Below are 22,044 nucleotides of genomic sequence, written 5' to 3'. Positions count from 1 at the left end.
TTAATGTTCTATTGATTTTAGCAGTAGTAAATGAGAATAAAAAGTCTATATTAACCATTTTTTAAATGCTATAATTAAATTAGGAAGAGTTCAAAAAATAGCTAAACCTTACCATACAGTAGTAAACTGATGCCGCGATATTTACAAGAACCACCGCGCTTGCGCGGCTCTCTCCCAGTGATATTTCTTCTTTCCTTTTCCGAATACAGAATATAGGTTTCATCCATCTCCATAATGCCAGTAAAGTTTTGTATAGGAATCTGGCGAAGTGCCGCAAGCAGTTTGTGGCGCCAGTAAAACAACGTGACCCAAGAGACATCTCCTATGAGCTCCGCTAATTTGCGCAGGGAGAATCCCTCCAGCATGTATTGAACGAAATCCAACCATTTGTTGAACTTGCGAGTACGATGCAATGGAGTATGTGATAAGTCGTTGAATGTCTTCTTACACGTCTTACATTTATATCGTTGTCGAACGACTTCCTCACCGGCGACCATAACTTTATACTTGCCGAATCGGACGACTCTGCTGCTCTGACAATGCGGACAGATAAACCCCTTTTCATGTTTACGTTCTTTAATTTCTCTAATTATAGGATTAGGCATTTGAAACGAACTGCGAACCGTTGTTTGGAGATGGGCGTACACACGATGCTTGTCTTTCTCGTTTAATGCTTTAATTCCTTTCAGTATCTCTTTCAAAGTCATTGCCATACCCGTCGCCTCCGTTGCAGGTGTCGATGGTTATAGTTTGCGACAAACAAAAATATCCTTTAATCAACAATGAAGTTTAACATAGCCTATTAGAAAGAAAAGAAAACTCAAATACAACATAATCGAATGCATTTGCAAATCCAACACTTTCAGCAACAGCGATGGAGGCTAGATTTTCTTCCATCCTTCCATTCCGATTAAGTTTTATAATCGTTCGCTTACAGAACGATTATAAAACTGCTGCAATAATTTTTTATCTTCTGGAAATGAAAGGCCGATTCCTTCTATCTCTTCGATTCTTTTCCAATCAATTTTATGAATCAAGCCATCTGGATCACATATTTCTTTTTGTCCACCAATTACTTCAACTTCGTAATACACAATATGGATATTATATCCGTTACTGTCACCCTTCTTTTCATACACGTTTCGAACAATCCGCACATCGTATCCTGTCTCCTCTTTTACTTCACGTATACAGCACTGTTCGAATGTTTCCTCTTCGAACTTCCCGCCCGATGGAACAGACCATTTCAACTCTGCCTCTTTTACATCTGGACGACCTTGCAGTACCATTAATAATTCCCCATCACCATTTTTACATAATGCTGCTGCACCTTGAAATACTCCCATTTTCTCTTCCCCCCAGAAATTAAAATAAAACCATATTCCCTGTTCGTTTTGCATGTTTTTCCGCCTTACGGACGAGCCAATCATCACTTTTGTCATTGATTTCAAGCAATAGCTCCTTTTCTTGTGTATCCATCTTACTCATTGAACTACCCCCACCTCTACACGAGCTTGAGGTGGGGGATTCTACTGTTTCTGTCGAAACAAAAACACTTCCTCTCGTTCAACAAAGAGGATACAACGATATAGAAATTCGGTAGTGTCCTTAGGCAAGACGACCTCTTTCTGTCTTCCGAGGAGAACAGAAAAGGTATAGCTACTTTCTTCCTATATCGAGGCGAAGAACACCCTGTCATGCATCCAGTTCCTAGACATGTTATCTGCTCTGGTGACAAGTGTAAGAGACTGGGACAAGGCGTTCTTTTTTCATTATGCAAACAGTTTTGCTAGTTTTTTCTTTTCACTTTCAAATAAGTCTAATCGCTCGATTTGTAATGCCTCTTTCGGCTGATTCACATGATATAACTGATAGAAATGATGCGTACGAATATCAAATCGATTATTTAATTGATGCCAATGGGTCCAGTGGTGCACTTCTTTCTTTGGAATATAAGACTGAAGCACCTGAGGTACTTTTTCCTTATACCCTAATCCACGACGTCCAATCGTAAAAGCCGCGGATTGATGAATAGAGATGCCGAGTTTCCGCATATATTTCATCTTCCCTGAGATAGAAGTGTAAGCTGGATTGACTCGAAAGACAGCCACGCCCATTTTATCCGCACGATTGAGAATCGCGTTTGTCATCTTCTTATAAGCGAACATACTCTTCATTCGATTCGCCCGCTTATTTCCGTATCGATCACCTGTCTTGGATTGCGTGGTATCTAACTTCTCTATTACAATCGGCTTGTTATACTGATGCGCGAGGTCAACTAATCGAATGACTTCCGCTTCAATTATCTTTGTGATTTGTCCGGTAGATTTACCTATCATGGAAAAACGGAGGGAACCACTTCCTTTGTAATTCCCATCCTTCGTTACATGCGCCCAAGCAAAATGATTTAGATTACAATCTACACCAATCACCCCATCCGCTTTACTGTAATTCGTGTGCGGGTTTTCCGGTACATCGACTAAGCATTTCACAATATAATACTCACCATAGTCTTCAACAGACCACGCAATCGGTTTGCCATGTTTTTTCTTATTCTTACACTGTAATTGGTTTGTGATCACTTCCTCAATGATTTCTTGTCCATACGGGAATGTGATAGCTGGAAACATAACTAGTTTTCCTGTACTTGTCGTCATCCATAATTCCTGATTCTGGGCAACATACTGAAACACAAAATTTCCGTGTTTGGCATCTTTACGGCCAGATAGAATGAATTGTTTATTTCGAGCACGGGAAAATAATATTTTCCATTTGTCATGGTTATGTATAAACTCATCGATTGTAAATTGAGACCGAAACAGTTTTTTACTCCCAAACACCGCGCTAGGAATATGCGTTTGGTACGATTCAAGCTTCTGCTTTAAACGGTATTGTCGATGAGTCAAACGACCGATTTTTGCTTGAATCCTTTTGATTTGAACATCTAAGTACTGGTGCTCAAACAGATATTCATTCAGCCAAATGAATGTGTCCTCTTTACGAGACAAGGAGATAATATTATTGTTCTTCGAAAAGCGGGAGTTTTTGGGAAACGTAATCTTTCCTTTCACACAACTTTGTTTGATTTTACGAAGCTTTGTCAGTTTTGTACGTTCTTGCTTCAACTTCTTTTTGATTTTCTTGAGCTTCTCTTGTGTTTGTTTCTCATATATCTTCTGCAACTCTATTAAACCTGTAAACAACGCCTTTTCTTCTTGCACCGCACTGTTTGCATAGTAATCATTCAATTGATATTTCCGCTTAAGAACAAGATGAAGACTATCTGTATGCATCTTACGGCTCCAACGTTTTTCCCGAACAATCGTTTGAAATGCAAAGCGTTTCGCCCGATTAAATGTTTCCATTGTCTTTGTCAATGTATCTACCATTTCATACGGTACGTCCCTTTTATAGATCCGTTTCGAAAAATACGCTTTCTTCACCTGTTCTCACCTCATTTTGTTTGATAAGATAATTATACAACAAGATGGAACGTATGTTCTACAAAAAAGATGGTTTTCTTTAAAAAAAGAAAAAACCGATTCATCCCCCACCTTTACTTCGTTTAGAGGAGGGGGTCTTCTCGGTTGAAATGATAAATTCTCTGCCCATTCTAGCCGTTTCACATGGTGTGCTGGATTAGATAAAACGTGTAAACTTAATAGCATTTCGCGAAATGGTGAATAAACAACTTTGACATGTCGTTCAAACCAAGATGTAATATGTAACATATATTCCCCTCTCTTTGATTCGCTATCTATCGAATCAATTTTATAATTTTGCAAAATTATTCAGTATATTAACAACATTAGTTAGAAACGTCAACGAAAAATTGGAAATATTTTTATTTTTTTAAACAAAAAAAAAAAAAAAACAAACCTGTACTGAAGTGTACCCTTTGTAAAGGACATTTTAAAAAAAGTTATGCAACATCAAGGAGATGGTTTCTGTATTGAACAGGAGTCCTCTTCTTTAAATTCCACTGATATCTATAATGATTGTAGTACGTCATATATTTCTTAACTTCAGTTTTTAACTCGTTGAAAGACTCACAAGGTTTTATATACGCTTCAGATTGTACATAACACGAAATTGCCCCTCCAATGTCATTTTAATTTGACGAGCCCCTTTTTTACGTCCTTTAAAGTGAAAGGCTTTCAATATGATTTTCTTCACTTTCTCGTCTTTTTTCTCCTTTTGTTTGCGCTGTTCTTGTGATTTCAAAGAAAAGTAGTTATAGTATCTAGAACGAGAAACACCAGCGACTTTACACAAGTAGCTCACCATGTTTTTTAGGCTATATTTTACAATAACAGAACGAATCAAGATGTATTTTTGACTAGATAGTAAAGTTATTGGTTTTTCATCCTCCCTTCCGCAAATTTGATCTTTTTTAAGAGTTCGTTCTCTGCTTTTAACAGGTTACGTTCCGCTTCTAAACGTGCATATTTTTCTTCTAATGTAAGTTCTCTTTCACGAGGTCTTCCAGAGTTTTCTATTCTCGTGTCACGTAGACCAAGTACTCCTTCATTTCTATAAGTAGTGCGCCACCTATTTTCTGATGATGTCACACGCTGCATTCCAATTATATCTATGTCAAGTCCACATTCTTCAAAGATTTCTCTAGGGAATTTTCCTTTTTCATTTTCTGTAATAAAAATACGTTTAAATTCATCTGTATAAGTAATCTCTTTCGTACTGACAGATTTCACATACGGATTACTTGATAGAATCTAAATTTCTTTCTCTGTAAACATCTTTTTACTCATTTTATAAGTTCCCCAATCCCGATTTTTCTCTTATTATACAAGAAATACCCTATAGAATAGACTTTTTTTAAGTGTCTATTCTATAGGGTACATTTTATTATAATTCTCTTCCTTTTTTATGTTTTGTGATGTGTTCAAAAACATAATGTATCTATATTTATAGAAAATACATAACAACTATAGAAAAATCCATATTCTATCTATTTACACACGTACCGCTGTACCGCTTACGGCCACCATTAACATTCCATCACGAACGACTTCGTAGTCTACATCAATACCAACAATTGCATTTGCACCTTTTTGCTTCGCAAGAACTTTCATTTCTTCCATTGCAATATCACGTGCTTCTTTCAATTTACTTTCATATGCACCAGAACGGCCACCAACAACGTCACGAACAGAAGCAAATAGATCGCGTACGATATTTGCGCCCATAATTGCTTCACCGTTTACAATGTCAATATACTCAATAATTTCTTTTCCTTGAATAGCAGAAGTTGTTGTTACAATCATTACTAGCACTCTCCTATAATATCTAAAAATTTATTTTTTCTTATACTTTTATTATCACATTGAAATAGTAAATGAACTATCTAATTACCTTACATAAAAATGACACTTTTGTAAGATTTCATAAGTAAAAAAATGAAAGTAAGTTTTATATGGTAGTTTAAATTGGTGAATTTATTTAAGAATTAACAGTTCATTAAGAATATAGGAATCTAAAATTTTATTAATTGTACTAATAATGACGTAGAATATATATTCTATGTCATTATATAAGGGTGATTCAGAAAATAAAGTGCCTTTTCCGTACCTCCTTACTTTTCTAGTACATCTGAACGAACTAATTTTAAATCATCTGTTTTAATTGCACCTGTTGAAGTAGATGATGGTTTAACTTTTGTAGCTGTATCCCAATAACCGCCACCTTGCCAAAACTGTGCAAAAGGTGAATTTATTGTTTTATTTACAGCTCCCGCAGCGACCGATCCAGGTTTTAAGCTATACTCAGCAGTAACTTGATATAATGCTGCTGTAACATAGTGCTTGTATGTATGTTAACAAGAAGGTCTATCATTTCTATAACATAACTATTACAAAAGTCTTTCGACCGTCTTATTTCTTTTCTGATGAAACGGGAAGAGTAAACCAAAATTCACATCCCTGTTTCCCATCAGAACGATCTCGAACACCAATTTCTCCTTTGTGCATTTCAACTAGTGATTTTACAATGGCTAGTCCGAGTCCAGACCCTCCAGATTGTGAACTTCTTGATGGATCTGTTCTAAAAAAACGTTCAAATATGCGCAATTGATCATCTAGAGCAATCCCTTCCCCTTCATCACGCAAAGTGAATTGGACTTGCTGTTTCTGTTTATTTTCCTCTACGATCAACTCGATTGTCCCACATATAGGAGAGTGCCGAATTGCATTATGTAATAAATTACTGATAACCCGTACTATTTTACATGGCATAATCCAAATTCGTGGTAGCGTATCTGAGACGCACAATTGCAACTGGATATTTTTGTCCTTTAATAAGATAGCATGTGAATCTAGTACTTCTAACAGAATGCTGTCTACATGTGTTAAACTTGGATGAAAAGTTTCTTGTCCAAGTTCTAACTTAGAAAGTTCAAACAAGTTATTAATTAATCCACTTAATCTTTGTATTTCGTTTAGAATTGTCGTTAGATATTGCATTTTCATATCAGGATCTTCAATTAAATCATCCTGTAACGCTTCTATCATCAATTGTATGCTAGCCATGGGGGTTCGTAAGTCATGGGATATATTTGCAATCAGCTCAGTACGTGCTTTTTCTCCTTCTTCTAACTTAGTAAAGCCTTCTTCTAATTTTTTAGCCATTTGTTGAAAAGCTGTCGCCAATTCTTTAAATTCTTCTGGTTCTTTCCCTATTATATACATCGTTTCAAAATGTCTATCACTAAATTGTTTGGTTAATGCAATTAAATTTTGAATAGATTTCATAATAGGACGTGTCATTAACCAATAAATAATGGTTGAGAAAATCAGCGCTACGATTACAATTCCTATTAATAACCGTGTTTGTTCCGGTCTAAGTAACATCTGCCTTTCACTATACCAGATAGAAACTAATATGATACTCGTGCTCAATAAATTCATCAATAACAATTGATTACGTAATTTCATATTTCATCTACTCCATCCGGCTCAAAGCGATAACCTATGCCCCACACTGTATGAATCCAACGGTTCTTTGTTGTATGCTTCTCCAATTTTTCACGTAGACGACTCACTAATACTGTTACTGCATTTGTGCACCCTTCATACTCAAAATCCCAAATTTGCTCAAGAAGTTGAGATCGTGAAAATACTTGTCTTGGATGTTTTGCCATTATATAAAGTACCTCAAATTCTTTAACTGTTAACTCGATTTCATGTCCACAAACAAATACACGTCTTTTCTTTGGATAAATCTCTAAATCTAGGAATTTTACCATTTCTGATACTGGTTCTTGCATTTGTATTGTTGCTTGATTCCCTCTTCGTAATATAATTTGCACCCTTAATACTAATTCACGAGGGGAAAACGGCTTTGTTACATAATCATCCGCACCCATTGTTAATCCCAAAATTCGATCTCTTTCTTCTCCCCTAGCAGTTAAAATAATAATAGGAACATTAGAGTGCTGTCGAATTTCCCCACATAGTTCCCAACCATCTTTTTTCGGTATCATCAAATCTAAAATAATGATATCTGGTTGATATTGCTGAAATAAGTTCCAACCTTCTTCACCGTTTTCAGCTGTGTATACCTCATATCCTTCTCTTTCTAAGTACCGCCTGCATATTTCTCGGATATTATCTTCATCTTCTATAATTACAATTCTTTTTTTCATACATACAATCTCCTCCATTCTATTATCAATAACGAAAGAAATCTTTCTATTATTTATCCTTACACAACGGATGTTTATAACTATTTATCCAAATATAACGAATGTGTTTCCAGTTTAGAGTAAACCCTTTGTAATAAATTCCTTCTAATTGGCACTCTTTTGAACCTATAATCAATTTGTGTTTATCCTATCGAAATCTTGCAGCAAATGTACAAGGGTTATGATACTTCCAAAACTAAATATAAGAGCTGTGATAATAGAATACTACATATAAATGCATGGTTTCGTTCTACTGATATGAAATAATATTAGTGTAATGGTCTTTCCAAATTTGAAGATTTTTGCTTTCAATCTCCTTCATCTATCTGATCCTCCTTATTTTCTTGTAGTGATTTAAATGTTAAATTATAATTAAATTTATTTTAATATAGTTTAACATAAAATCACCGTTGCGTTTAATTTAATTTAATTTATTTAAATAAAATTAAATATACTATTAAGGAGTATGGTTATGGAAAATATAGACATTGGTAAGAAAGTTAAAAAATACAGAAAAGCTAAAGGATTGAATAGTAGGGAGTTAGCAAAATTAGCTGCGATTACACCTTCAATGTTAAGCCAAATTGAACGAGGTTTAGCAAATCCTTCCATACAAACCCTAAAGGTCTTAGCTAAAACCCTCGATGTTCCAACATTTAGTTTTTTTATTGAAGAAACAAATACAGATGATTTAATCGTAAGATCCAATAAACGTAAGAAAATGATCGTTGATAATTTATCTTATGAGCTATTGTCACCTGATTTTACTGGTAATTTGGCAACAGCGATTATGAATGTTCCCCCAAATACCTCTTCGTCAGAAAATCCTCTAGAACATAAAGGTGAGGAAGTTGCAGTCATTTTAGAAGGAAAAATTCTGTTGTATTTAGATGAAGAACAATATTTATTAGAAGCTGGTGATAGTGTAAAAATACCGGCAAATTTGAAACATAAATGGGAAAATAATTTTAATGAAATTGCAATTGTATTATTTTCAGTTACCCCACCTTCGTTTTAAGTTAGCTAAACGTTAAATGTTATCTAATAATTGGGGCCACTAAACAAGCAACATTTGTCAATTTCGAATAAAACTATATTAATAAGAAACTTTTCTCTTCCAAAAATGGGAAATTTTTAAATATGGTGGGTTATCCCTTGAATTGTTGCCATATCTCAATAAGGACATCCTTTTTGCACAGATAATTCGTATATCAAACATGATTACAATATACAGATAAACTGGATTAACTTAATAGAAGCAGAAAGAGAGGGCTTTTCTAGTAAAAGCCTCTCTCTTTTCATATTAATTTTTTGGCATAAATAATTTGTGCCATGTGTAAATTTATTTATTATTGTTGATTCACGTACGTATCAAACCATAAATGGATATATCCAGCTGTAATACGCTGTGCTTCCATTAAACGTTTTCCCGTTACCGGTGTTACCTCAGCGCGCCATTTATCAGCTGAGTCTTGTGATACTGCCGCTTTTATAAACCAACCTTTCGTCTTACTATTAACAATTGATGGAAAATCAACTTTTGCAGCAGCAGCCGAAGCATGAACCCAATCTTCTGGATTTACACTTTGCCAATTCCAATAACCATTTCCATCTGTTACTCTATAATTGTCTTTCACTGTATCGACGAAGTTTTCATATTTTGAGTGGAAGCCAAATGGATGCGAAATGTTAGTAAAGTTTGCTGCATGCATAGGCTGATTGACATCCCCTAAATAATGAAGTGATAATCCTAAATAAAAGAATGCTTTTTGCATATCTTTATTTTGATAGGCTTCACCAGCTAATTTAAAATATTTTGCTCCTGTTTGCTTTGCTTGTTTTGCAAATGGAAGATACGTACCTCCTGTATCAGGATCGTAGAAATGGGAAGCGAATGTGGAATTATCATAGTATGGGTTTTGATAATCTGCAGAGTAAATACCTTTCTCTAGATCAGTACGCCATTCATTTAATAGAGCTGTCTCATTTTGCTTCACAACAGTCGTATTTTGGGACATAATATCAATGGCTCTGTTTACAATCCATAAATGAGAACTTACTCCTTCATTATGTATAGATTCTGCTGACCATCTTTGAGCAATAGGTGGATCATATTGCTGATCATTTTCATGTGCAAACGCCACACTTTGAATAGGGGCTGTTAAAGCAATTACAGAAGCTATAGCAAAAATTTTTCTTTTCATAAATATTCCTCCATTTGATGGATAATTTAACTTTCCTTCATAGAGCTTTCTCTTACCTTACCGGAAGACACATTAAATACTAATAAGTGCAGTTATATAAAGCTGAATGTAACAGATGCTTTATGGTAAAGGTACTAATTCATAGCCAGCAATACTTTTGGGAGCAGAAATTGCCCACATTTTATCTTGATTTGAGCCTAGTTGTTGTGCTATCTGTAGTTGGAAAGTTGTTGTAACCCTATAATAAGAGTAGATAAGCCTCATCTTATCTAACAAATCTTTCATTTCTCTTTCATAAATGTTACAAAAGTCTTTCAAAGGTCTGACTTATTTGCTAATGAAACTAACAAACAAAAAAACAAACCTGCATCATACAGATTTGCTTTTTTAAACCTTATTTTTTGTTAAACCCTTTTTCATTCAAAAATTCCTTCATATGCAATCTCTTCTCTTTCGACATGAAAGCACTCATCGATCCGGTCCATGTAACATCCTTTTGGTTTGCCAGTCTTCCCTTGTAATACTCATTTGTCGTATGGTCATATTCCTCTAATAATTCGTTATATTTGTTCTCATCATACGCATTTTCATGTAAGATAGCTCCCACTGGTAAACGAGGTTTCACTGCATGATCTTCATCTGGTACTCCAACTGTCATTCCAAACACTGGGTACACTTTATCTGGTAAATGAAGAAGTTCACTTACCCCCTCTGGGTTGTTACGAATTCCGCCAATATAACAAATACCGTATCCGAAAGATTCGGCTGCAAGCGCTAAGTTTTGTGCGAAAAGCGAAGCATCTACAGTAGCGACAATAAAGTTTTCTGTTGTATCATGTTTGATTTCCGTGCCATGTTTTTCACATGCTATTTCTAACCGCTTCAAGTCTGCACAACAAACAAAAAACGCTGCACAATCTTTCACATGACGATTTCCAGATAACTCTGCTAATTGTTCTTTGAGTGCCGCATCTGTGACATATACAACAGAGTACGCTTGAACAAAATGAGAGGATGCTGCATGCTGAGCAGCTTGGACCATCCTTTCAGCTATATTCTTTGGAATTGGCTCATTTTTATATTTGCGGACTGATACGTGCTGTTCCATCGTATGTATCATTTCATTCATTATATATCCACTCCTTTATAGTCTGAATACTCAATAAGTAACATATACTTTGCCTACATACAAAGTATATGCTCATAGCAAAATAACATAAAGAAAGGACCAATCTTTTTGGATTGATCCTTTCTTTACTACTATGCTGTTTTTAACACCGTTACACCTTTGATAATATTCCAAACGAAATAATAAATTCCTACAATCGCAAATATCACATAAGTTGCGATAATACCGAAACCAACACTTGTTGACTCTCCCATACTAATACCAAATGCACCACTTAAAGCAAATCCGCCAAATAATATTGCGTAGGGAATAATGTGTGTCCATAATGCTTTTTTCGCATGATATTTCACGTCATCTTCTGCAATAAAGTAGACGATAATTGGTAGTAAAAACGGTGCAAAGAAAATACTAAAGTAACATAATGAAGATAAAATATTATTGCCTTTCATAGCGTTCACCTCTAAAGTTTCGTTGTTTTTGTTACCTTTATTATGCCATTTCAAAACTTTAGAAACTATCGCTTTACCTTTCAGAATCATTACAAATTTGTAAGATTCCTCATTATATTTGATTCATCAGCCAATACTTTGTAATCGCCAAATATTCACGAACATTAGATTTAATGGCAATCATTTTTGGTGTTTTTGCAGAAAGACCATCTAACTGTAAACCTTGTTTTTCGGCAATCTTTTTTGCACGATACATATGAAAATCATTCGTAACAATAATACCTTTTTGCTTATTTGATGGAATAAGAGATTTTGAGAATTTTATATTTTCATCTGTACTTGTAGAACGATCTTCCATTATAATTCGTTCCTCTTCAATTTCTTGTTCCATTAATTCCCGTTTCATTGCCGATGCTTCGGAAATATTCTCTCCTTTTCCTTTCCCACCAGATACAATCACAGTCGTTTGTTGGTGTTTTTTTAAATACTCTGCGGCTTTATCAATCCGATATTGCAGTGAAAGAGACGGCTCATTTCCTTTCACACGTGCACCAAGTAAAATCATATATTCCGCATCATTTGGTGCTTCCATATGACCATGCTTGTAAATTGTATATTGCAAGGCACCCATGTAACTTACTACAATCATAAACAAAATAAAGATATACTTTATAAGCTTTTTTCTTTTCAACATTGCTCTATAATCTCCTATCCCCTTCATTTTTCTTCATCATAATATCACCTACGACATTTGTATAGTCAAATTTTACAGTTCATCCTATTTTATCCTCAAAACGTAATATTTCTCACAAGGACGGGAATATTGAATAACGTATACACAATCTACAGCGTGAATTTCATATAAGAGGTGTAAACATTGATTGTTTTTTTATGTAATGTAACGTTCTTCTTTTTATTATTCATTGTATCGATCAAGCTATTAGGAAAATCAGCACTGGCACAGCTTACCCCGCATGATTTCGGAGCCATTATTTTTTTATCATACTTAGCTTTTAGCGCTATACCTATAGATGGTGCATTGCAAGGCATTTTTGGTATGATCGTTATTACATGTCTCCACCTTTTCATTACAAAACTTAGTTTATTAAATAAACTCAATCGTTTTATCCTTGGCAATCCAACAATTCTTATTAAACATGGAAATATTTTATTTGAGAACTTAAAGCAAAGTAGATACCCTATAGCAGAGTTACTTTCTAATCTTAGGGTAGCTGGATACCCTAGTGTGGATGAGATTGAATATGCCATTTTAGAAGCAAATGGTGCAATCAGCATTTTTCCCAAAAGAGAACTTGTCCCTCTTACTCCAAAGGATATGAATATGGATGTCGAATATACAGGATTACCAATTGCAGTGATTGTTGATGAACACATTCAATATGACAACTTAAAGCTCATTCATAAAAATGAGGATTGGCTGAGACAGGAATTACAAGCAAGAGGATTCGAAGACATAAAAGATATTGCATTTGCTTCTGTCCAAGAAACGGACGGTTCTTTCACTGTTAGCCTAAAAAAATCCCCTTAACATACGTTAAGGGGATTTCATACTAACAAACATTTTTTATGCATGTTTTTCTTCTACCCTTTGCATCGGAACTGGATGAGAAAAACGATTCATCGCGAAAACGATACACGCTGTCAATAGTTCAGCGACGGGCATTACAAGCCATATTCCATTTACGCCAAACACCTTTGGCATGATCCAAAGAAGCGGTATAATAAACAATAATCCACGGCTCAAAATAATAAAGACCGATCTTCTCGTTTGTCTTACCGACTGGAAGTACTCTCCATATACAATATTATAGCCTAAAAATACATACTGAAGGAAAAATAAGCTAATTCCAGTCACAGTCAAGTTAAGTAAATCTGCTGATTGAACGTCAAATAAATCGATAACATGTTTCCCAAAGAATAAACCGATTATAATTGCTACACATCCAAGCCCAATTGCCGTTTTTACTGCAAGCTGTAACCCTTCTCTCAACCTTTCAGACAAGTTGGCACCGTAATGAAAACTTGCAATCGGCTGAAGTGCTGCGCCAACGCCAAAGAATAACAGCAATGTCATCGAGTGAATACTGTTTACCATCGCATAAGATGCAACACCTTGTTCTCCAGCATATTGAATAAAGGCTATGTTAAATCCAATTGTTACAATGGCTACCGTTATTTCTGTCGTAAAACTTGGAAAACCAATGACCATAATTTGCTTTACGGTTGGCCATTCTAAATGTAATTTTGTCCATTTTAAAATACTGTTTTTTCTAAAGAAATGACTGAGTAATACAAGAAAACCAATTGCCGCAGACAAAATTGTAGCAGATGCCGCTCCTGTTACACCCCAGTCAAAAATGAAGATGAAAATATAATCAAATACGATATTCAGTACTGCTGTTACAATGAGACCTGCCATTGCTAAATTTGGATTCCCATCATTCCGTATAAACGTACTCAAAATATTTTCTAATACGTATATCATGCCGAATGCTAATAATACATGTAGATAATCTAATGCATATGGTAAAATGACAGCATTTGCCCCAAATAAATAGGCTAAATCTTCTATTCTCCATAAACAAATGACCATTAAAATACCAACAATCACAACCGCCACCGTCATCGATTGTGTAAAAATAGATCGTGCTCGCTCTATTTTATTTTCTCCTAGCGCTATGGAGTATAATGTGGCTCCACCCATTCCAATCCATAATGAGATGGAGAAAAAGATTGAAAAGGCTGGAACAGCAACGTTCACTCCTGCTAAACCATTTGCTCCAACACCGCGGCTAATCATCACCGCATCAATCATAATATTAACCGACATCAATACCATTCCAAGTACTGCCGGGATTAAATAGGAAATAAATAAACTTTTAATTGGTTTTTCTCTTAATTTCTCAGTTGCTTCCATTACAATTTGCTCCTTTACAACTCTCTGCTCACATTTTAAACCTTCAAGTTACTTGAAGGTCAAGAAAGAAGTAAAAAATATGTTTTCAGTTAACAAATCCGTACTATATAAATCCATTTTGATTTTTCGACATATAGCCGCGGCTATGGATAACAAAAGGTGACCTGCACTCGTTTTCTTTCTTTGTTTTCACTTCGCATGGGGCAGGAAAAGGATCTGACCGCTTCTATGCATGGCCGGATCCTCTCCCCCAACTAAAAAGAAGGATTTTATCCCAGTTTTTTAATTTATATTTATATAAATAAGTTATTGCGTGCTCGAAAGATTTGAAGCTGCAAATATAGTAGTTAACACAATCTAATTTTAAATTTGTGATGAGAGAATATTTATATAAATCCATTTTAATTTTTCGACATATAAGCCGCAGCTGTGGATAACAAAAGGTGACCTGCACTCGTTTGCTCTCTTTGTTTTCACTTCGCATGGGGCAGGAAAAGGATCTGACCGCTTCTATGCATGACCGGATCCTCTCTCCCACCTAAAAAGAAGGGTTTTATGTCGGTTTTTTAATTTGTATATATATATCTATTTTCTTTTCCTCACAGGAATTTGTATTTCCGTCACTTGCTCCTCTGGGTTATCCGTTACAGACCAATCAATTAACGCTAATTCGATTGCATCTCCACACACTTCATAATCATTTTCTTCAACAGCTCGTAACAATCTCTTATACGTTCTATCCGTTTCTTCATACGGTCCATGATGATACACACACGCATACATGCCCTCTTCAATCACATTGGGAGTATCGATTTGAAATGGCATGTACTCAAGAAGAATAAATACACTGTTATATGCTTGAAACTTATTTTGAAGCAATGCATCTTTAGCAACTGTAACGCCCAGATCACCTGAAAATAAACTATCATCTAGTTGTTTCATATTTTTTTGCAATGAATGAATGTAATAATCAAACATATCATCCGTTATATTTGGCGCAATAGGAAGTGCCGTGATTTTTCGCTTTGGTAGTGCTTTAAAAAAGATGGTATCCGCATCTGCTTTTACAGCTTCTTTCATCAATTCAATTTTGTGCTTTATTTTTGCCAATGTATATTCGAGTTCTCTTTGCTTTTTCACCATCATTTCTTGCTGCTTTTCCAGTAAGTTCAATGCGTAAGACGGTGTTCTTTCATCAATATATTGCTTAATCTCTTTTAGCGAAATATTTAACTGTCGTAAAAATTTAATTGTATCCAGAAGTGAAAATTGATCAATTGTATAATAACGATAATTCGTTTGCGGATCGACAATAGCTGGATGAAAAATGCCTTTTTCATCATAATAACGCAATGTGGATTCCGAAATGTTATGCATTTTTGCCATTTCTCCGATTGTAAATCGCTGGTTTAATAACATATTTATTTCTCCGTTCATTTCGAGTTCATTCATTTAATAAGACAAACTAAAACTTTTTCTTTTTATCTCCCACTTTATTTTTATTATACAAATACGTACCGAATATCATAAAGTGAAACTTTAATCAGTGGGGGTTTTCTTCATCCCCCACTGATTATTAGTTGAACCAATCGGGCTTTTACGGGCAGTTTATCCCCCACCTAACTTCTTTGTTTTCTGCAGAAATTTGAGGTGGGGGTATTACTGCCCGTTAATGCGGGATAAAGTTTCACTTTCCTGTATATAAAAACCAAAAATCCATATCAAGTTAAAATTTTTATAACATCTTCAAAACGAACATGATTTGTATTTTTGGCACTAACATGCTGATTATATCACTTTGAAAAGCGTATGCTTCTTTACAATGGTTAGTGATGTGAAACAACTATCACAGATATTTTTAGTAAAAAAATGACTACATCATATAAAATTAAATATTTTTTCATTGATTTTTTTCAAAATTTACTATACCATTAAAAACAAGTTCTTATTACAAGTTCTCAAGAACTCGTAATAAGAACTCTTTGTTTTTTCTTCTCTTTACATAGCTTTTTTACATGCAGAAAAATTTATTCGACATCCGATGAATCATGTAACGAAAAGAAAAATAAGAAAAAACTACACAGATTCTAATAGCCATTAACTATTCATTCAAATGAACACATTAAAAAGGAGTGATGAGATGGAATTTTTCTTCCAAATAGCGTTAATTTTGTTAAGTACGAAACTTGCAGGTGACATCAGTGTCAGGCTAGGACAACCGTCTGTACTTGGAAAATTGATTGTTGGTATCATTATCGGTCCAGCTGTATTAGGGTGGATTGATGATTCAGAGTTAATTAAGCAGTTAAGCGAAGTAGGGGTTATTCTCCTTATGTTTATGGCTGGTTTAGAAACGGACTTAAAAGAACTAAATGAAAATCGTAATTCTTCTTTAGCGGTTGCGGTTGGTGGAATCGTTCTTCCGTTTGCTGGTGGTTATGTTGCAGGGCTTGTTATGGGCATGGAACAAGGAAATGCTGTCTTTTTAGGATTGCTTCTTTGTGCAACGAGTGTTAGTATCTCTGTGCAAACGCTTCGGGATTTAGGAAAAATGAAGACCCGTGAAAGTACAACGATGCTAGGAGCAGCTGTATTTGATGATATTTTAGTTGTCATTTTACTAGCCTTTGCGATGAGCTTCTTAGGTACAGGCGATGTAAACTTGACAATGATTATCTTGAAAAAGGTTGTCTTCTTCGCGGCGATTATCCTAATCGGATGGAAGGGCGTTCCGATGATTATGCGCTGGTTATCTCCATTACGCGTATCAGAATCCATTATTAGTGCAGCTCTTATTATTTGCTTCGCTTTTGCGTACTTTGGCGAATTATTAGGCATTGCGGGGATTATCGGAGCGTTTGCGGCTGGGATTGCTATCTCTCAAACAGATTATAAACATGAAGTAGAAAAGAAAGTAGAACCAATTGCTTATGCGATGTTTGTTCCCGTATTCTTTGTTAGTATTGGAATGAATATTACGTTTGCTGGTATTGGTGATAAAATTTGGTTTATCGCTATTTTAACAGTGATTGCTGTACTAACAAAGCTAGTTGGATGTGGTGTTGGTGCACGTATGACAGGATTTGATTTCCAGTCTTCTACAATCATTGGAGCTGGAATGGTTTCTCGGGGTGAGGTTGCTCTTATTATCGCAGGACAGGGACTTGTTTCTGGATTACTAGCACAAGATTACTTTACAGCAATCGTAATTGTCGTTATTTTAACGACAATGATCACACCACCAATGTTAAAAAAAGCTTTTTCAATAAGAGATGAGCAATTAAAATTAAGAGAATAGTAAATTACAAATGTACAGAATACAAGTTTAAAAACGCAGGAGACTTATATAAATACAAATTAAAAAACCGACATAAAGTGAAACTTTAATCAGTGGGGGTTTTCTTCATCCCCCACTGATTATTAGTTGAACCAATCGGGCTTTTACGGGCAGTTTATCCTCCACCTAACTTCTTTGCTTTCTGCAGAAATTTGAGGTGGGGGTATTACTGCCCGTTAATGCGGGATAAACCCCTTCTTTTTAGGTGGGAGAGAGGATCCGGCCATGCATAGAAGCGGTCAGATCCTTTCCCTGCCCCATGCCAAGTGAAAACAAAGAGAGCAAACGAGTGCAGGTCACCTTTTGGTATCCATAGCCGCGGCTTATATGTCGAAAAATCAAAATGGATTTATATAGATTGGCACGCTACAATAGAACAAATCGATTCTATTATGGAGAAATGGCGAATTGCTTTACAAACTTGCGATGAAGTAAAACTTGATCTTCCAAGTTCAGCAGATACGGAAGACACTTGGACATCCGTTCTGCTGAACTTCACGATTCACAACGCTTATCATATTGGACAAATCATCTCTATTCGTAAACAGCCAGGAAGTTGGAACAAGGTGTTCATTAACGAATGATTACAAAAAAGCGAGCCGCTTTAATTCTGGCTCGCTTTTTCATTTTTTATCCCGCATTAACGAGCAGTAAAGCCATGATTTGTGAGGGCTAACCATCAGTGGGGGATGAAGCTTCCACTGATGGAAGTTTCACTTTATCGAATACGGTCCATCGCTGTTTTCACTGTTCCTACAATGAACGCAATTTCCTCAATAGAAATAACAAGTGGTGGTGACAATGTTAAAATGTTATTATAACCCGCTGTTGTCATCCCGTTACGACCAATAATGAGCCCTTTTTCTTTACATGCATTTATCACACTCGCAATTTTATCACCAGCAATTGGATCTTTCGTCACCTTATCATTTACAAGTTCGATACCAACGAGTAACCCTTTTCCCCGAATATCTCCAACGGATGGATGGTCACCAATTTCTTCTTTTAGTTGTTCTAATAAAAACGAACCCATTTGTGCAGAACGCTCAATTAAGTTTTCGTTCTCCATAATCTCTAAGTTTTTCAGTGCTAGCGCACAAGCTGCAGGATTACCACCAAACGTGTTAATGTGGCGGAAAAATTCATATTCCCCTGCCCCTTGGAACGCTTCATAAATTTCTTTTTTCACCGCTGTTGCTGATAACGGTAAGTATGCACTTGTAATGCCCTTCGCCATCGTGATGATATCAGGCTTTACATCATAATGCATAAATCCAAATGGTTTCCCTGTACGTCCGAAACCACAAATGACTTCATCACTAATGAGCAACGCACCATGCTTTTGACACGTTTCATGAACAGCTTTCATATAGTCTTGCGGCGGCATTAAAATACCTCCACCTGTAATGATTGGCTCCATAATAAACCCAGCAATTGTTTCACTTAGTTCCCATTTCATAACGCGGTCGATTTCTTTTACGCACTCTACGTCATAAATATGTTGTGACTCAATACCAGGCATCCGGTAACAATCTGGCGGTGTTACATGTAAAAATCCAGCGGCAAATGGTTCATATTGATATTTCCGCTGTGCTTGTCCTGTCGCCGCCATCGCTCCCATCGTATTCCCATGATAACCACGGTATCGTGACATAAATTTATAACGGTGTGGCTCACCTTTATATGTATAATATTGGCGAGCAATTTTAAACGCCGTTTCATTTGCTTCTGATCCGCTGTTAGAGAAGAAAACGACATAGTCTCCTCCAAGCCATTCATTTAACTTTTCAGCAAGTTGAATCGCTGGTTCATGTGATTGTGACATTGGAAAATATGCTAACTTTTGCATTTGCTCATACGCTGCATCAGCGAGTTCTTTTCTTCCATATCCACTATTCACACACCAAAGGCCACTCATGCCATCCAGATAACGTCTTCCTTCTGTATCTTCTACCCAACACCCTTCCGCTTTCGCTCCAATCATTGTACTGTTTGGGCTATACGGACGCATCCCATGCCATACATATTTTTCATCTTTTGCTAATAATTCATCTGACTGCCTCGTCTTCACCATACATTCCACCTTCCATAACAACTTATATTTTCCCAAGCTACTTTGGTGCCATGATGAGTTAAAACTTTCCCTGCTATTGTCATTCCACGTAAAGTCGACAAATCCTACTGATTGTCGAGTAATATTTTTCAAAGTTTCTCAAACAAAAGAGTTTTCCGAACATCCGGAAAACTCTTTTTCTTTTTAATGCGCCGACACGTCACTTACTCCGTGTCCTGTATTGGACTTCACTAAAATTTCATCAAACTTCGCTGCATCCTCTTTCTTACTGGAGAAGATTGTCCCAAAATACGCTGCTAAAAAACCAAGCGGAATGGAAATGATTCCTGGTGTTGTATAAGGGAATAATGGTTCTCCAACAAAAATCGCTTTCCCTACTTCAGGACTCCAAACATTCGGACTTAACGCCACAAGAACGATAGCTGAAACTAAACCAACAACCATACCGCAAATCGCACCTGTCGTATTAAAGCGTTTCCAATAAATCGTAAACAAAATAACTGGCAAGTTCGCGCTAGCAGCAACCGCAAATGCCAACGATACAAGGAAAGCAACATTTAATGTTTGTGCAAATAATGCTAAAATAATCGATAATATGGCTACACCAATGGATGCATAGCGTGCCATTGACACTTGTTCTTTTTCTGTTGACTTACCTTTACGAATGATTTCATTGTAAAAATCATGTGCAAAAGCTGACGCTGCTGTTAACACAAGTCCTGCTACAACAGCTAAAATCGTTGCAAATGCAATTGCAGACACGAAAGCAAATAAGAAATCTCCGCCCAGTGCTTTTGCTAATAACGGCGCTGCCATATTACCAGCTGGATTTGCCTGAATAATTGCTTCATTTCCTACAAACGCTGCGGCACCAAAGCCTAAGAAAATCGTCATAATATAAAACGCACCGATTAACCACGTTGCATATACAACCGATTGACGTGCTGTTTTTGCATCGCGAACTGTAAAGAAACGAACGAGAATATGAGGTAACCCAGCTGTACCAAGAACAAGACCTAAGTTTAAAGAAATTGTATCTAGTCCATCTTTATACTTTACACCTGGATTTAAAAATGTTTCTTGTAGCGGTGTTGCTGTTTTCATCTGTGCAAACATTTCTGTTACACTAAAATTAAATTTTGCAAATACAATAACTGAAATGACAAATGTACCTGCCATAAGCAATACAGCTTTTACAATTTGTACCCAGCTTGTCGCCGTCATGCCTCCAAAAATAACATATACTGTCATTAATGTTCCAACGATTAAAACCGATGTTGTATATTCAATTCCTAATAATAGTTTAATAAGTGCTCCTGCTCCTACAAGTTGTGCAATCATATAAAAAATTGAAATTGTCATTGTATTTAAAGCCGCAATCCCTCGCACCTTTTTCGCATCAAAACGAGCTGCAATCATATCTGCTAATGTATATTTCCCTAAGTTTCGAAGCGGTTCAGCAACGAGATACAATACAACTAAATATGCAACAAGAAAGCCAACGCTATAAAAGAAACCATCGAATCCCGTTAATGCTATCGCCCCAGCAATTCCAAGAAAAGAAGCTGCTGACATATAATCCCCAGCAATGGCCAAACCATTTTGCCAGCCAGTTAATCCTCCACCAGCTGTGTAAAACTCACTCGCATTTTTCGTCTTTTTCGATGCAAAATATGTAATGACGAGCGTACCAAGAACAATAATTAAAAATAGTGCAAATGCTGTTGTGTTCAAACTTATCCCCTCCCTTTTTGCATATCTTGAAGAATTTTCTTCGAAGATTCATCAAATGATTCCGCCTTTTTGCTATAAATCATACATAACACCCACGTCATCACGAATTGTGCAAAAGCAAAAATCCAAGCCCATGTCACATCACCAAATGCTGATGTATTTAACACCTTTGAATAAGAAGTCAAGATTGGCAATGCAATAAAAAAGCTCAAAAAGAAAATACTCATCGGGATAATAAACTTCCGCTTCTTTTCTAACAGTGACTGAAATTCTACTGATTGAACTACTTCTGTATAATTTATCTCACCTTGTAACTGACGTGCCGAATTTTCTTGTTTCATTCATAATCTCCCCTCTCTCTCATATCATGACAATTTTCTCCCTAAATCAATTTTAAATTACTAAATTTTACAAATATTCAGAAACTTATTTTCATTTTAGACAATCTCTGCCCTAATGCAAAGATTTTCCGATAGACAA

At 35.9% G+C, this 22,044-nt stretch carries 22 protein-coding genes and 1 pseudogene; 4 read left to right on the top strand and 19 right to left on the bottom strand.

The annotated features are described in order from the left end of the window. Positions 1-101: 101 nt before the first annotated feature. The 10 genes and pseudogenes from QRE67_RS08030 to QRE67_RS07990 form a co-directional block, all read right to left on the bottom strand. Positions 102-713, bottom strand: a complete 612-nt coding sequence (locus QRE67_RS08030) for a transposase (protein WP_502874003.1) — start codon at positions 711-713, stop codon at positions 102-104. A gap of 204 nt (positions 714-917) precedes the next feature. Then, entirely contained in the window at positions 918-1,346 is a 429-nt protein-coding gene (locus tag QRE67_RS08025; RefSeq protein ID WP_286124370.1) for an NUDIX hydrolase, read from the bottom strand. 19 nt (positions 1,347-1,365) lie between these two features. Further along, positions 1,366-1,488 (bottom strand): hypothetical protein, encoded by a 123-nt coding sequence (locus QRE67_RS08020; protein ID WP_286124369.1) that lies wholly within the window; start codon positions 1,486-1,488, stop codon positions 1,366-1,368. Between the two features lie 284 nt (positions 1,489-1,772). Continuing rightward, positions 1,773-3,443 (bottom strand): IS200/IS605 family accessory protein TnpB-related protein, encoded by a 1,671-nt coding sequence (locus QRE67_RS08015; protein ID WP_286124368.1) that lies wholly within the window; start codon positions 3,441-3,443, stop codon positions 1,773-1,775. Between the two features lie 6 nt (positions 3,444-3,449). Beyond that, positions 3,450-3,731, bottom strand: coding sequence for a DUF5937 family protein (locus QRE67_RS08010; RefSeq protein WP_286124367.1), 282 nt, complete (start codon positions 3,729-3,731; stop codon positions 3,450-3,452). Between the two features lie 191 nt (positions 3,732-3,922). Then, positions 3,923-4,012: a hypothetical protein gene (locus QRE67_RS28845; RefSeq protein WP_483298668.1), complete on the bottom strand. Its 90-nt coding sequence runs from the start codon at positions 4,010-4,012 to the stop codon at positions 3,923-3,925. Positions 4,013-4,062: 50 nt separating this feature from the next. Then, positions 4,063-4,733 (bottom strand): annotated as a pseudogene (locus tag QRE67_RS08005) (HTH domain-containing protein); the annotation flags it as partial. Positions 4,734-4,973: 240 nt separating this feature from the next. Continuing rightward, positions 4,974-5,285 carry a heavy metal-binding domain-containing protein gene (locus QRE67_RS08000; protein WP_199668021.1) on the bottom strand — a complete coding sequence of 104 codons (312 nt, stop codon included), beginning with the start codon at positions 5,283-5,285 and terminating at the stop codon, positions 4,974-4,976. Between the two features lie 606 nt (positions 5,286-5,891). After that, positions 5,892-6,950, bottom strand: coding sequence for a sensor histidine kinase (locus tag QRE67_RS07995; protein ID WP_286124366.1), 1,059 nt, complete (start codon positions 6,948-6,950; stop codon positions 5,892-5,894). Next, positions 6,947-7,660, bottom strand: a complete 714-nt coding sequence (locus QRE67_RS07990; protein WP_286124365.1) for a response regulator transcription factor — start codon at positions 7,658-7,660, stop codon at positions 6,947-6,949. Before QRE67_RS07990 ends, QRE67_RS07995 begins: the two co-directional genes overlap by 4 nt. A 511-nt stretch (positions 7,661-8,171) precedes the next feature. On the opposite strand from QRE67_RS07990, the gene QRE67_RS07985 reads away from it, so the two are divergent. Then, positions 8,172-8,717, top strand: coding sequence for a helix-turn-helix domain-containing protein (locus QRE67_RS07985; RefSeq protein WP_286124364.1), 546 nt, complete (start codon positions 8,172-8,174; stop codon positions 8,715-8,717). A 331-nt stretch (positions 8,718-9,048) separates the two neighbouring features. On the opposite strand, the gene QRE67_RS07980 is transcribed toward QRE67_RS07985, so the two are convergent. From QRE67_RS07980 to QRE67_RS07965, 4 genes are all read right to left on the bottom strand, one after another. Then, entirely contained in the window at positions 9,049-9,903 is an 855-nt protein-coding gene (locus tag QRE67_RS07980) for a phospholipase C (protein WP_286124363.1), read from the bottom strand. A gap of 394 nt (positions 9,904-10,297) precedes the next feature. Further along, positions 10,298-11,032 (bottom strand): oxygen-insensitive NADPH nitroreductase, encoded by a 735-nt coding sequence (gene nfsA, locus QRE67_RS07975; protein ID WP_286124362.1) that lies wholly within the window; start codon positions 11,030-11,032, stop codon positions 10,298-10,300. Between the two features lie 131 nt (positions 11,033-11,163). After that, the gene (locus QRE67_RS07970) at positions 11,164-11,481 is read right to left on the bottom strand and encodes a magnetosome magnetite crystal formation protein family (RefSeq protein ID WP_286124361.1); all 318 of its coding nucleotides are present in this window, start codon (positions 11,479-11,481) and stop codon (positions 11,164-11,166) included. A 112-nt stretch (positions 11,482-11,593) separates the two neighbouring features. After that, positions 11,594-12,172 carry a YdcF family protein gene (locus QRE67_RS07965; RefSeq protein ID WP_286125213.1) on the bottom strand — a complete coding sequence of 193 codons (579 nt, stop codon included), beginning with the start codon at positions 12,170-12,172 and terminating at the stop codon, positions 11,594-11,596. 186 nt (positions 12,173-12,358) lie between these two features. Here QRE67_RS07965 and QRE67_RS07960 point away from each other — a divergent pair, with 186 nt between their 5' ends. Further along, positions 12,359-13,030, top strand: a complete 672-nt coding sequence (locus QRE67_RS07960; protein WP_286124360.1) for a DUF421 domain-containing protein — start codon at positions 12,359-12,361, stop codon at positions 13,028-13,030. 36 nt (positions 13,031-13,066) lie between these two features. Here QRE67_RS07960 and QRE67_RS07955 read toward each other — a convergent pair whose 3' ends face one another. Then, a complete protein-coding gene (locus QRE67_RS07955) occupies positions 13,067-14,419 on the bottom strand; it encodes an MATE family efflux transporter (RefSeq protein WP_286124359.1) in 1,353 nt (450 codons plus the stop codon). Between the two features lie 585 nt (positions 14,420-15,004). Beyond that, positions 15,005-15,838 carry a MerR family transcriptional regulator gene (locus QRE67_RS07950; RefSeq protein WP_286124358.1) on the bottom strand — a complete coding sequence of 278 codons (834 nt, stop codon included), beginning with the start codon at positions 15,836-15,838 and terminating at the stop codon, positions 15,005-15,007. 721 nt (positions 15,839-16,559) lie between these two features. On the opposite strand from QRE67_RS07950, the gene QRE67_RS07945 reads away from it, so the two are divergent. After that, positions 16,560-17,717, top strand: coding sequence for a cation:proton antiporter (locus QRE67_RS07945; protein WP_286124357.1), 1,158 nt, complete (start codon positions 16,560-16,562; stop codon positions 17,715-17,717). A gap of 305 nt (positions 17,718-18,022) precedes the next feature. After that, complete coding sequence (locus tag QRE67_RS07940; protein WP_286124356.1) at positions 18,023-18,340, top strand: hypothetical protein; 318 nt, start codon at positions 18,023-18,025, stop codon at positions 18,338-18,340. Positions 18,341-18,474: 134 nt separating this feature from the next. Here QRE67_RS07940 and QRE67_RS07935 read toward each other — a convergent pair whose 3' ends face one another. The 3 genes from QRE67_RS07935 to QRE67_RS07925 all read right to left on the bottom strand — a co-directional run bounded on the left by QRE67_RS07935 (position 18,475) and on the right by QRE67_RS07925 (position 21,905). Further along, positions 18,475-19,830 carry an aspartate aminotransferase family protein gene (locus QRE67_RS07935; protein ID WP_286124355.1) on the bottom strand — a complete coding sequence of 452 codons (1,356 nt, stop codon included), beginning with the start codon at positions 19,828-19,830 and terminating at the stop codon, positions 18,475-18,477. A 183-nt stretch (positions 19,831-20,013) separates the two neighbouring features. After that, positions 20,014-21,564: a solute symporter family protein gene (locus QRE67_RS07930; RefSeq protein WP_286124354.1), complete on the bottom strand. Its 1,551-nt coding sequence runs from the start codon at positions 21,562-21,564 to the stop codon at positions 20,014-20,016. 2 nt (positions 21,565-21,566) lie between these two features. Beyond that, positions 21,567-21,905 (bottom strand): DUF485 domain-containing protein, encoded by a 339-nt coding sequence (locus QRE67_RS07925; RefSeq protein ID WP_286124353.1) that lies wholly within the window; start codon positions 21,903-21,905, stop codon positions 21,567-21,569. Positions 21,906-22,044: the final 139 nt, after the last annotated feature.

The organism is Bacillus sp. DX3.1 (genome assembly GCF_030292155.1).
Classification (GTDB): Bacteria; Bacillota; Bacilli; order Bacillales; family Bacillaceae_G; genus Bacillus_A.
Note: the sequence above shows the minus strand (reverse complement) of the source record. Positions and strands in the feature narration are given on the sequence as shown.